The sequence below is a fragment of the Pseudomonas brassicacearum subsp. brassicacearum genome (assembly GCF_008801605.1).
Classification (GTDB): domain Bacteria; phylum Pseudomonadota; class Gammaproteobacteria; order Pseudomonadales; family Pseudomonadaceae; genus Aquipseudomonas; species Aquipseudomonas brassicacearum.
The window spans coordinates 145,137-157,204 of sequence record NZ_VZPJ01000013.1 but is presented as its reverse complement, the minus strand read 5'-3'; the positions used below and the strand labels follow the sequence as shown (position 1 = coordinate 157,204).

Sequence of the window (12,068 nt, the reverse complement as noted above, 5' to 3'; positions counted from 1 at the left end):
AAACCCAGGCATTGGTGGTGCTTGCTCGCAAGCTCTGCCGGGTGGCATTTGCCTTGATGAAAAATCAGAGCGAATACCAGCCGAAGCCTATGTTGCAGGGTTGCCCTGCAACATAGAATCTCCCACAGGAGTTCCTAACCGATGAATTCAGCGCTTGGCGATGATGTACACCGCATGCACGATGCCAGGGATATAACCCAACAACGTCAGCAGGATATTCAGCCAGAAAGCCCCGCCGAAGCCGACCTGCAGGAACACCCCCAGTGGCGGCAGCAGGATGGCGATAATGATGCGAATGAAATCCATGGATGACTCCCTGATCGACGATGGCCAAATTGCCATATAGCTCATTGACCTCAGGCCGCTCGCCAGGGTTCAGTGAAACGCAACCAGAAGCAGCCCCGATGGTGGGGCCTGCCAGGAACAAAAAACGCAGGCAAAAGAAAACCCCGCCGAAGCGGGGCTTTGCAGACTGTTTCCCTGACATCCATTTCACTCTGCCGTCCTGGCAGAATCCTACGTGTCCATGTTGTTACTTTGCGCGTCCTGCGCTACATCCATGGAAGCTAGATTATCCCTGGATCCAATCCGCCGATAGAGGGAAAACGCCAGCACGACGTGTAAGATAATGCTTACACATCGTCATGATTTCAGAACTGGCCGGCTTCCAGCAGGAACAGCGACTCGCTGCCCGCCTTGACCGAAGCGCTCAAGGAATGAATACGCGGCAGCAGGCGGGCGAAATAGAACCGCGCCGTACCCAGTTTGCTCGCGTAGAAATCATCCTGGCTTTCTTTGCCCAAGGCCGCCCTGGCCATCAGAGCCCACATGTACGCATACGCGGTGTAGCCAAACGCCTGGAGGTACTCCACCGACGCCGCGCCGATTTCGTTCGGGTTGCTTTTCGCCCGGTCCAACAGCCAGTCGGTCAACTCGTCCAGCGTGTCGACAGCGCTGTTCAACGGCTTGATGAACTCCGCCAGATCGCTGTTCGCGGTGGCAGTGAAGTGACGGATTTCATCGGCAAACAACTTGTAGAACGCACCGCCGCTGCCGACGATCTTGCGCCCCACCAAGTCCAGCGCCTGGATACCGTTGGTACCTTCGTAGATCTGGGTGATACGCACATCGCGCACCAGTTGCTCCTGGCCCCATTCACGAATGTACCCGTGGCCGCCGAACACCTGTTGACCATGGACTGTGGTTTCCAGGCCCAGGTCGGTCAGGAAGGCCTTCGCCACCGGTGTCAGCAACGCCACCAGGTCTTCGGCGCGCTTGCGCGTGACTGGGTCTTCGCTGAACTTGGCGGTGTCCAATTGCATCGCCACGTAGGTGGAAAATGCCCGGCCACCCTCGTTCGAGGCCTTCATGGTCAGCAGCATCCGGCGCACGTCGGGGTGGACGATGATCGGGTCAGCGACCTTGTCCTTGTTCTGCGCACCGGTTGGCGAACGGCTTTGCAGCCGGTCACGGGCATATTCGATGGCATTCTGGTAGGAACGCTCACCGGAGGCCAGGCCTTGGATACCGACGCCCAGACGTTCGTAGTTCATCATGGTGAACATGGCCGCCAGGCCCTTGTTCGGCTCGCCTACCAGATAACCTACGGCTTCGTCGAAGTTCATCACGCAGGTGGCGGATGCCTGGATGCCCATCTTGTGTTCGATAGAGCCGCAGTTGGCCGCGTTGCGCGCGCCCAGGCTGCCGTCGGCATTGACCATGAACTTGGGCACCAGGAACAACGAGATGCCCTTGGGGCCTGCCGGCGCGTCCGGCAGTTTCGCCAGCACCAGGTGAATGATGTTCTCGGTGAGATCGTGTTCACCGCCAGTGATGAAAATTTTCGTACCGCTGACCTTATAGGAACCGTCGGCCTGGGGTTCGGCCTTGGTGCGGATGATCCCCAGGTCCGTACCGGCATGAGGCTCGGTCAGGCACATGGAACCGGCCCAGACGCCGGCGTACATGTTCGGCAGGTACGCCGCTTTCAGTTCTTCGCTGGCATGGGCATTGATCGACAGGCAGGCGCCAGCGGTCAGCATCGGGTACAAGCCGAAGGACAAGCTGGCGGAGTTGACCATTTCCTCGACCTGGGCCGAAACGGCCTTGGGCATGCCCATGCCGCCGTACACCGGGTCACCGCCGACACCGACCCAACCGCCTTCAGCGTAAGTCTTGTAGGCCTGTGGGAAACCTGCCGGCGTGGTGACGGCGCCGGCGGCCCAGTGGCAACCTTCTTCGTCAGCGGCGCGGCTGAGGGGCGCGATGCTTTTGCTAGTGACTTTGCCGGCTTCTTCAAGGATCGCTTCGACCGTTTCGGCATCCACGGTGTCGGCCAGCGCCGGCAATTGGGCCCAGAGTTTCGCGACCTCGAACACTTCATTGAGGACGAAGCGCATATCGCGCAGGGGCGCTTTGTAGTCAGCCATGGCAAACCTCGCAGGATCTAAACAGTTGGTTCGTAAAAGACGGTTTTCGCAATGACCTGAGTGTACCTCAACAACTTTTGCGACACATAGGGTCAACCCATGACCGTTTTGTTATTTTTAGTCACAAGAAAAGATCGCAGGCTTCGCCAGCTCCTACAGGGAATACGCATTTCCATGTAGGAGCTGGCGAAGCCTGCGATCTGTTGGCATTTCCTCTAAATCAAAGCGCAAACAACTCCGCCGGCAGCTTCATCAGGCAATCACTCCCGGCCTCGACGGCAGCCCGATGGGCGGTCGTGCGCGGCAGCAGGCGCTTGAAGTAAAACTCACACGTCGCCAATTTACCCCGGCAGAAATCCCCATCACCCTGGCCGCTGTCGACTTGCGCCTGGGCAACCAAGGCCATCCGCAACCACAGGTAGGCCAGGATGATGTAGCCGCTGTACATCAGGTAATCCACGGAGGCGGCCCCCACTTCATCGGGATTCTTCATGGCAGCCATGCCGACCCGGGTGGTCAGTTCGCCCCATTGCTGGTTGAGCCCATTGAGTTGCTCGACGTAATCCTTGAGCTGCGGATGCCCGGCATTCGCGGCGCAGAATTTATGGACGATCCGGGTAAAACCACGCAATAGCTTGCCCTGACTGCCCAGAACCTTGCGCCCCAGCAGATCCAGGGCTTGGATGCCATTGGTGCCCTCGTAGATCGGCGCAATGCGGCAATCTCGCACCAACTGCTCCATGCCCCACTCACGAATGAAGCCGTGACCGCCAAACACTTGCATGCCGTGGTTGGTCACCTCCAGCCCGGTGTCGGTCATGAAGGCCTTGCAGATCGGGGTGAGGAACGCCAGCAGGTCCTCGGCCTCCTGGCGGGCGGTTTCGTCCGCACTCAGGTGCGCGGTATCGAGCAATTGCGCGGTGAAATACGTCAGCGCCCGGTTGCCTTCGTTGAAGGCTTTCATGGTCAGTAACATCCTGCGCACATCGGGATGGACGATGATCGGGTCGGCGACCTTTTCCGGCGCCTTGGGGCCGGTCAGCGAGCGCATCTGCAAACGGTCGTTGGCGTACTTGATGGCGCCCTGGACGCTCGCCTCGCCCAGGCACAGGCCCTGCATGCCGGTGCCGAGACGGGCGTGGTTCATCATGGTGAACATGCAATTGAGGCCCTTGTTCGGCTCGCCGATCAGGACCCCCTTGGCCCCATCGAAGTTCAGCACGCAAGTGGCCGAGGCCTTGATACCCATCTTGTGCTCGATCGAGCCACAGGACACGCCATTGCGCGGCCCTGCCTCACCCGTGGCGTCGGGCAGGAACTTGGGCACGATAAACAGCGAGATGCCCTTGGTCCCGGCGGGAGCGTCCGGCAACTTGGCCAGCACCAGGTGGATGATGTTATCGCTCATGTCGTGTTCGCCGGCGGAAATGAAAATCTTGCTGCCGGAGATCGCATAGCTGCCGTCGGCCTGGGGCACGGCGCGGGTCTTGATGATGCCCAGGTCGGTGCCGCAGTGGGCTTCGGTCAGGCACATGGTACCGGTCCACTGGCCGGCGGTGAGTTTGCTCAGGTAGGTCTGTTTCTGTTCCGACGTGCCGTGGGCATGGATCGCCGACATGGCGCCGTGAGTCAGGCCTGGGTACATTCCCCAGGAGGTGTTGCTGGAGCCGATCATCTCGCTGATGACCAGGCCCAGGGAGCTGGGCAAGCCCTGGCCACCATACGCCGGGTCCGCCGCCAGCCCATGCCAGCCGCCCTCCACGTACTGTGCGAAAGCCTGCTTGAAGCCTGTCGGCGTGGTGACTACGCCGTTGTCGAAATGGCAACCCTCTTCGTCACCGGAGCGATTGAGCGGCGCCAGAACGTTCTCGCAGAACCTGGCGCCTTCCTCGAGGATCGCGCTGACCATGTCCGGGCTGGCATCGCTGGCGCCCAGCTCGGCATAGCGACCATGGAAATCGAAGACGTGATCGATCAGAAAGCGCATGTCGCGCAGGGGGGCTTTGTACTCGGGCATGGTGGTTTTCTCCGGTAGCAGATCGTTGCAACCTACTGCCGGCCACCGAGGCCCACAATCACAGTCCAGACGCTGAATGCGCCGTCATCACTCAACCCGCGGCAGTCTCCATGCGCACCGCACCGCGGCGGTTCTGCCCGAAGGCAATCACACAGTTACGCCCCGCGCCCTTGGCGTTATAGAGCGCCTGGTCGGCGGACTTGAGCACTTCTTCAGGCGTGCGCTGCTCAAGGCGTTCCGCGACGCCGATGCTGACCGTCACCGAGACGCTGGACGCACCGGCGCCAGAACGGCGCTGACGGCCTTGTTGATCGTCCTGGGGGCGACTGTCGGGGTTGCGCAGCTGGATGGCGTACGTCTCGATGGACTGGCGGATGACCTCCAGATGGGGCATGCACTCGTCGATGGTCTTGCCGGCGAACACCAGGGCAAACTCCTCACCGCCGTAGCGATACGCCCTACCGCCACCGCCGATCTTCGACAATTTGCTGGCCACCAGGCGCAGCACCTGATCGCCCACGTCGTGGCCGTGAGTGTCGTTGAATTTCTTGAAATGGTCCACATCGCTCATCGCCAGCACATAGTTGCGCCCCAGGCGCTGCATGCGTTCGTTCAGTGCGCGACGGCCCGGCAGGCCCGTGAGTTCGTCACGGAAGGCCATTTGATAGGCCTCATGGGCGACCGCCGCGGCGATCATCAACATCACCTGGCTGCACATGATGTTCAGGGTGAACGGCAGGATGAAGGTTTTCGGCAACATCCAGAACAACCCCAGCACCCCCACCAATTGCGCAGCATGCAGTGGCCGGGGGTTACGCCAGTATTGCCAGGCCAGCAGCAGGAACGCGGCGGCGAACATCGGGTAAGACAATTGGATCAAGCTCATCCAGGCGCCGTGCAAGGCCGGCCAGCGGATCTCCGAGAGCCACAACAGCAAGGCCTGGGGGAAACTCTGCTCCAGGGCCAGCGCCACGCTGCCAAAGACCAGCAACACCGCGAACCGGGCCACCATGTCCTGGAACAAGTGGGTACGCTCCTGCCACGCGGCGAACAGCCCGAACAACAGCGGCAGCAACAGGCAAACGAGATGGAACACCACCGCCGCGTCTTCACGCACCTTGCCGTTATCGCGGTAGAAGTCAGTCTGGGTGTCCAAGAGGAAGTAGGCGATGTACACCGTGACCATCAGAAACAGCTCACGTTGACGTCGGTAGACCGCGCAATACGCCCCGCCCAACAATAACACCAGGGTCGGGAGAACGTTGAACAGCGAGGTGAAGAAAACATTGAGATCCTTGACGTAGGCAGCCGCAAGCCCCGCCAGCAACAGCAGCAATGACGGTAGGAAATGGCTCAAACGTACAGCGGAAGAACGCGGCAAGGGTAAAGCTCCAACCCGGCTGATCAAAGATGGCATTGTGCCTGCAACTGGAGCAGTAAGGCACGCGAGATGTGACAGATGTCACACTGCCATCGCTGTAACGGCAGAGGGGGCGGTTTTCTTAGGGTCGAGTTGGATGAATATTGTTTCAGAATCACAATTGATCCCTGTGTGAGCGAGCTTGCTCGCGATAGCGGTGTGTCAGCCATGACGGTGCGGACTGAACAAACGCCATCGCGAGCAAGCTCGCTCCCACAAGGGCCTGCGGTGGATACAGATTTGCGGCGGACATGAAAAAGCCGCTGCTCCCGAAGGAGCAGCGGCTTTTGGAAGAACCGCGTGAGGCTTAGTAGCCCAGCGCGAAGTCCTCTTCCTTCATGTCCATCAGGTTGTTGGCGCCCGACAGCATGGTTGCCACGTGGGTACGAGTACGCGGCAGGATGCGCTGGAAGTAGAAGCGCGCGGTCTGCAGCTTGGCGGTGTAGAAAGCTTCTTCAGTGGTGCCGGCTGCGAGTTTTTCCGCCGCCAGGCGCGCCATGTCGGCCCAGAAATAGGCCAGGCAGGCATAACCGGAGTACATCAGGTAGTCCACCGACGCCGCACCGACTTCTTCGCGATCCTTCATCGCCGCCATACCGACCTTCATGGTCAGCTCGCCCCATTCCTTGTTCAGCGCAGCCAGGGGTTCTACGAACTCCTTGACCGCTTCATTGCCTTCGTTGCCCTGGCAGAACTTGTGGACAATCTTGGTGAAGCCCTTGAGTGCCTCGCCCTGGGTCATCAGCACTTTACGGCCCAGCAGGTCGAGGGCCTGGATGCCGGTGGTGCCTTCGTACAGCATCGAGATACGGCTGTCGCGAACGTTCTGCTCCATGCCCCACTCGGCGATGAAGCCGTGGCCGCCATAGATCTGCACGCCGTGGTTGGCCGATTCGAAGCCAACTTCGGTCATGAACGCCTTGGCGATCGGCGTCATGAACGCCAGCAGTGCATCGGCCTTTTTCTTCTCTTCTTCATCCACGCCGTACTTGACGATGTCGACCTGCTTGGCGGTGAAGTAGACCATTGCCCGGTTACCTTCGGCGAAGGCCTTCATGGTCAGCAGCATGCGGCGCACGTCAGGGTGGACGATGATCGGGTCAGCGGCCTTGTCTGGCGCTTTCGGGCCAGTCAGGGAACGCATTTGCAAGCGATCGCGGGCATATTTCAGGCCGCCCTGGAAGCCGATCTCGGCGTGGGCCAGGCCTTGCAGCGCGGTGCCCAGGCGTGCGGTGTTCATGAAGGTGAACATGCAGTTCAGGCCTTTGTTCGCCGGGCCGATCAGGTAACCGGTGGCCGCGTCGAAGTTCATCACGCAGGTGGCGTTGCCGTGGATGCCCATCTTGTGTTCCAGGGAACCGCAGCTCACCGCGTTACGCTGGCCGATGGAGCCGTCGGCGTTAGGCAGGAACTTGGGAACGATGAACAGCGAAATGCCCTTGGTGCCAGCCGGTGCGTCCGGCAGGCGCGCCAGCACGATGTGGACGATGTTATCGGCCATGTCGTGTTCACCGGCCGAAATGAAGATCTTCGTACCGGAAACCTTGTAGGAACCGTCGGCCTGAGGCTCGGCCTTGGTGCGCAGCATGCCCAGGTCCGTGCCGCAGTGCGGTTCGGTCAGGCACATGGTGCCGGTCCATTCGCCGGAAACCAGCTTGGTCAGGTAAGCCTCTTGCTGTTCGGGCGTACCGTGCTCGGAAATCGTGTTCATCGCGCCATGGGACAGGCCCGGGTACATGCCCCACGACCAGTTGGCTTCACCGACCATCTCGCTGACCGCCAGGCCCAGGGATTCCGGCAGGCCTTGACCACCGTGCTCGACGTCGTGGGCCAGGCTTGGCCAGCCGCCTTCGACGAATTGCTTGTAGGCTTCCTTGAAACCAGTCGGGGTCTTCACGCCGGACTCGCTCCAGGTGCAGCCTTCGATGTCGCCCACGCGGTTCAGCGGAGCCAGCACCTGCTCACAAAACTTGGCGCCTTCTTCGAGAATGGCGTCAACCATGTCCGGAGTTGCGTCCTGGCAAGCCGGAAGGCTCTGATAATGCGCTTCGTAACCGAGCAGTTCGTCACGAACGAAGCGAATATCACGCAAGGGGGCCTTGTAGTCAGGCATAGCGATAAACCTCTGCTGATGTAACCGGGAATGAACGACCGCGTGGATTTGTTGTAGCGGTCAAACAGTTGTTTGAAACATACGTTTACGCCCAAATCTTGTCAAGCGCCGATCTTTTGCCGTTCGTCATCAGCCTGAGAAAAATCTCGGACACGGAAAATCCATCGCGCTGAAGAATCCGCGATGCGCATAGGAAAAGATTAGTTGAGCAATAAGACGTTAGAGACAAGAACGCCGCGAATAATCGCGGCGTTTTCGTAAATCTGAAGAGAAGGATCAGGCAAAGGTATCGATCAACGTACCGAGCATTTCGTCGGATGCCTTGGCCACGTTCACGCCCAGTTGCACCTGGAACTTTCCTTGGGACATTTCGACCATGTTAGTGGCCTGATCCGACTGTTGGCTGCGATCCACCGAACGCAGGCGATCAACTTGGACGTCGGATGACTGGCTGGTGACCGAACGCTCGATCGTGGTGTTGGCAATCTGGCCGGCCGCCTGATCGACACGGTTCTGCCCTGTCTGAATCGTGCTCAGACCGGCATAGAACGCGGTACTTCCTGAGATTTCCATGGCAGAGTTCGTCTTCTTGAAGGGTCGACAATGGTCATTGAAACAGAACCCCAAGGAAAAGACCCGACAAAAACACTAATGGCACAGTGCCTTGTCATAGTGAAAACCTTCCCTTGGATGATTAATCCAGCAGATCCAGGTGCAGATGCGCCGCCACGATATCGGCAGTGATGCCTTTGACCCTCGGTACTCGCCCCAGGCACGGCGCCGGGAGGCGTTCGGCCAGGGTGGCGAGATTTTCTTCCAGGCGCGAGGTCTTGGGATCGATGATATTCGCCACCCAACCGGCCAGTTGCAGGCCGTCCCGGGCGATGGCCTCGGCGGTCAGCAACGCATGGCTGATGCACCCCAGGCGCACGCCCACCACCAGGATCACCGGCAGGCCCAGAGCCATTGCCAGGTCCGAAAGATTATCCTGATCGGCCAACGGCACACGCCAGCCGCCCGCGCCCTCTATCAAGGTGAAATCGGCCTCCAGAGCCAGCACCTCACGCATCGGCCCCAGCAAGGATTGCACCGTCAGCGCCACGCCGGCTTCCCGGGCGGCCAGGTGCGGCGCGATGGCCGGCTCGAATGCCAGCGGATTGACCTGGGCATACTCAAGCGGCACCGAACACTCGGCCAGCAGCGCCAGGGCATCGGCATTGCGCAGGCCCTTGGGCGTCACGTCGCAGCCAGAGGCCACGGGCTTGCCGGCGGCGGTGCTCATGCCAGCCTGTCGCGCAGCATGCAACAGGCCTGCCGCGACGGTGGTCTTGCCTACATCGGTGTCAGTGCCGGTAATGAAATAAGCCTGGCTCATAGCGGTTTCTCCAAAACGGCGTAGACCACCTGGTAAGTCGCCGGCAGTCCCTGCGCCTGACGAAACTGCTCATAGGCTTCAACCAGCGCCAGGATCCGCGCCCTGCCGGTCAAGCCGCCGGGGCGACCGGGGTTCAGATTGTGGGCGCCCAAGGCTTTCAATTCGTGAGTCAGGCTGCGCACGTCAGGGTAATGCAACACATGGGGACGGTTTTCAACACTGACGACATTCAGCCCGCTGGCCGTGCAGAGGTGTTGATACGTCTCGAACCCACGGAAACGGTTGACGTGCACCAAGCCATCCACCTGACGCCAACTGTCGCGCAATTCGTACAAAGTGCCCACACAGAGACTCGTGAAGGCAAACACTCCACCCGGTTTCAACACACGATGGGCCTCGCTCAGCACCGCGGCAAAATCCGCACACCATTGCACCGCCAGGCTGGAGAACACCAAGTCGCAGCTCGCCGCTTGCAAAGGCAACCGCTCAGCGTCGCCAGCGACAAAATGCGCAGCGCCACCTTGGGGACGAGCATGGTTGAGCATGCCTTCGGCGATGTCCAACGCCAGGCCGGTCGCCTCGCCGAAGCGCGCGCCCAGGGCCCGGGTGAAATAACCGGTGCCGCAACCCAGGTCCAGCCAACGTTGCGGGATAAACGAAGACGGCAAGTGCCCGAGCAACTGTTGGCCGACGTCGCGCTGCAGTTCGGCCACGCTGTCATAGCTGGTTGCCGCCCGGGAAAACGAAGCCGCCACCTGGCGCTTGTCGGGCAAGGCACCGGGCAATTTGGGAAGAGACAAATCAGTCATCGCCGGACTCATGCAAAAAAGCCTGGATCGCCCCCGCGACGCCGTGTGGGTCCTCCAGAAGGAATCCGTGGCCGGCCTGTTCGATCAGGCCGATTTCAACATCCGGCAGCAAGACCAGCAACTCAGTCGCAGCTTCGGCCGGCACCAGGGCATCGAGCCCGGCGAACAGATGCAATTGCGGGCCACGAAAGCTCTGCAATGCGGCGCGAGTGTCCAGTTGCGCCAACAGTTCGAGCCCGGCCATCAACACTTCGGGCGAAGTGCTTGGCGCCCCGGCCAATAACAACCGCGACAACCCGCGTGGATCGCTGCAGCCCTGGGCGCACAGCAAACTGAAGCGCTTGAGGGTCTGGCGTGGATCGGCCGCACAGCCGGCGAGAAAACCATCGAAGGTTTCGCCGTCCATCGCGCTCGGCCATTGCTCATGGGCGACAAAGGACGGATTGCTCGCCAGGGTCAGCAGGCCGCAGCAGCGCTCACCCCGACGCGCCGCCAGCGCCGAGGCCAGCATACCACCCAGGGACCAGCCGCCCAGCCAGGCGTCCTGAGGTACGGTGGCGTCCAATTCTTCGAGCCATTCATTGGGATCATTCGACGCCAATGCCGGCAACGGCTCGATTTCCACCCGCAGATGTTCGTCGAGTCCTTGCAACGCCGCCGCCAGCGGCTCCAGCGGTGAAACGCCCAAGCCCCAGCCGGGCAGCAATATCAGTCGATCACGCATGGCTTGGCTCCGGTCCCAACAGGGCAAAACACTCGGCCAGTGCATTCAACAATAGCTGCACCTGGGCCTCGCTGTGGGCGGCGGTCAGGGTCACGCGCAAACGGGCGCTGCCAGCCGGTACAGTGGGCGGGCGGATCGCCGTGACCATCAGCCCGCGCTCACGCAGCATCTGCGACAAGCGCATGGCCCGTCCCGCATCGCCAATCAGGATCGGCTGGATCGGCGTGAAACTGTCCATCAATTGCAGGCCGATCTGCTCGGCGCCCTGGCGGAACTGACGAATCAGCACCTGCAAGTGCTCGCGCCGCCAATGCTCGCTGCGCAGCAGCTCAAGGCTCTTGAGCGTGGCGCAGGCCAGGGCCGGCGGTTGGCTGGTGGTGTAGATGTAGGGGCGAGCGAACTGGATCAGGCTTTCGATCAGTTCTTCACTGCCGGCGACAAAAGCCCCGGCGGTGCCAAAGGCCTTGCCCAGGGTGCCCACCAGCACCGGCACGTCATCCTGGCTCAAGCCAAAATGCTCGACGATCCCGCCGCCATGGGCCCCCAGTGGACCGAAGCCGTGGGCATCGTCGACCATCAGCCAGGCGCCCTTGGCCTTGGCTTCACGAGCCAGGGCCGGCAGGTCGGCAATGTCGCCGTCCATGCTGAACACGCCGTCGGTGACCACCAGGGTATTGCCGGTGGCTTTCTCCAGACGGCTGGCCAGGCTTTGGGCATCGTTGTGCAGGTACCGGTTGAAACGCGCACCGGACAACAGCCCGGCGTCGAGCAGCGAAGCATGATTGAGGCGGTCTTCCAGCACCGTGTCGCCCTGCCCCACCAGCGCGGTGACCGCGCCGAGGTTGGCCATGTAGCCGGTGGTGAACAGCAACGCCCGCGGGCGGCCGGTCAGGTCGGCCAAGGCTTCTTCCAGGGCGTGATGCGGACTGCTGTGGCCGATCACCAAATGAGAGGCGCCACCACCGACACCCCAACGGAGCGCCCCGGCGCGCCAGGCTTCGATCACTTGCGGGTGATTGGCCAGGCCCAGGTAATCGTTGTTGCAGAACGCCAGCAACGGCTGGCCGTCCACCACCACTTCCGGGCCCTGCGGGCTTTCGAGCAGCGGGCGCTGGCGATAGAGGTTGTCGGCACGACGGGCAGCCAGGCGTGCGGCGAGATCGAAGGGCATGCAGGCCTCA

Annotated in this window: 10 protein-coding genes and 1 pseudogene; 1 reads left to right on the top strand and 10 read right to left on the bottom strand. The window is 61.1% G+C overall.

The genetic code is table 11. The features are described 5' to 3' along the window. Positions 1-116 (top strand): annotated as a pseudogene (locus F7R20_RS31995) (IS110 family transposase); the annotation flags it as partial. A gap of 31 nt (positions 117-147) precedes the next feature. On the opposite strand, the gene F7R20_RS25220 reads toward F7R20_RS31995, so the two are convergent. The 10 genes from F7R20_RS25220 to bioF all read right to left on the bottom strand — a co-directional run bounded on the left by F7R20_RS25220 (position 148) and on the right by bioF (position 12,058). Beyond that, the gene (locus F7R20_RS25220) at positions 148-306 is read right to left on the bottom strand and encodes a YqaE/Pmp3 family membrane protein (RefSeq protein ID WP_003177654.1); all 159 of its coding nucleotides are present in this window, start codon (positions 304-306) and stop codon (positions 148-150) included. Positions 307-650: 344 nt separating this feature from the next. After that, positions 651-2,429: an acyl-CoA dehydrogenase C-terminal domain-containing protein gene (locus F7R20_RS25215; RefSeq protein WP_003206225.1), complete on the bottom strand. Its 1,779-nt coding sequence runs from the start codon at positions 2,427-2,429 to the stop codon at positions 651-653. 220 nt (positions 2,430-2,649) lie between these two features. After that, positions 2,650-4,446 (bottom strand): acyl-CoA dehydrogenase C-terminal domain-containing protein, encoded by a 1,797-nt coding sequence (locus F7R20_RS25210; protein WP_081352590.1) that lies wholly within the window; start codon positions 4,444-4,446, stop codon positions 2,650-2,652. 91 nt (positions 4,447-4,537) lie between these two features. Continuing rightward, positions 4,538-5,827, bottom strand: coding sequence for a GGDEF domain-containing protein (locus F7R20_RS25205; RefSeq protein ID WP_003206228.1), 1,290 nt, complete (start codon positions 5,825-5,827; stop codon positions 4,538-4,540). 346 nt (positions 5,828-6,173) lie between these two features. Then, complete coding sequence (locus F7R20_RS25200) at positions 6,174-7,979, bottom strand: phenylacyl-CoA dehydrogenase (RefSeq protein WP_003206230.1); 1,806 nt, start codon at positions 7,977-7,979, stop codon at positions 6,174-6,176. 276 nt (positions 7,980-8,255) lie between these two features. After that, on the bottom strand, positions 8,256-8,552 hold the full coding sequence (locus F7R20_RS25195) for a hypothetical protein (RefSeq protein ID WP_003206231.1): 297 nt from the start codon (positions 8,550-8,552) through the stop codon (positions 8,256-8,258). 121 nt (positions 8,553-8,673) lie between these two features. Continuing rightward, complete coding sequence (gene bioD, locus F7R20_RS25190) at positions 8,674-9,354, bottom strand: dethiobiotin synthase (protein WP_003206233.1); 681 nt, start codon at positions 9,352-9,354, stop codon at positions 8,674-8,676. Beyond that, positions 9,351-10,163 (bottom strand): malonyl-ACP O-methyltransferase BioC, encoded by an 813-nt coding sequence (bioC, locus tag F7R20_RS25185; protein WP_003206235.1) that lies wholly within the window; start codon positions 10,161-10,163, stop codon positions 9,351-9,353. Before bioC ends, bioD begins: the two co-directional genes overlap by 4 nt. Further along, positions 10,156-10,887, bottom strand: a complete 732-nt coding sequence (locus F7R20_RS25180; RefSeq protein ID WP_003206236.1) for an alpha/beta fold hydrolase — start codon at positions 10,885-10,887, stop codon at positions 10,156-10,158. The genes bioC and F7R20_RS25180 overlap by 8 nt, the downstream gene beginning before the upstream one ends. Then, positions 10,880-12,058 (bottom strand): 8-amino-7-oxononanoate synthase, encoded by a 1,179-nt coding sequence (bioF, locus tag F7R20_RS25175; protein WP_003206238.1) that lies wholly within the window; start codon positions 12,056-12,058, stop codon positions 10,880-10,882. The genes F7R20_RS25180 and bioF overlap by 8 nt, the downstream gene beginning before the upstream one ends. Positions 12,059-12,068: the final 10 nt, after the last annotated feature.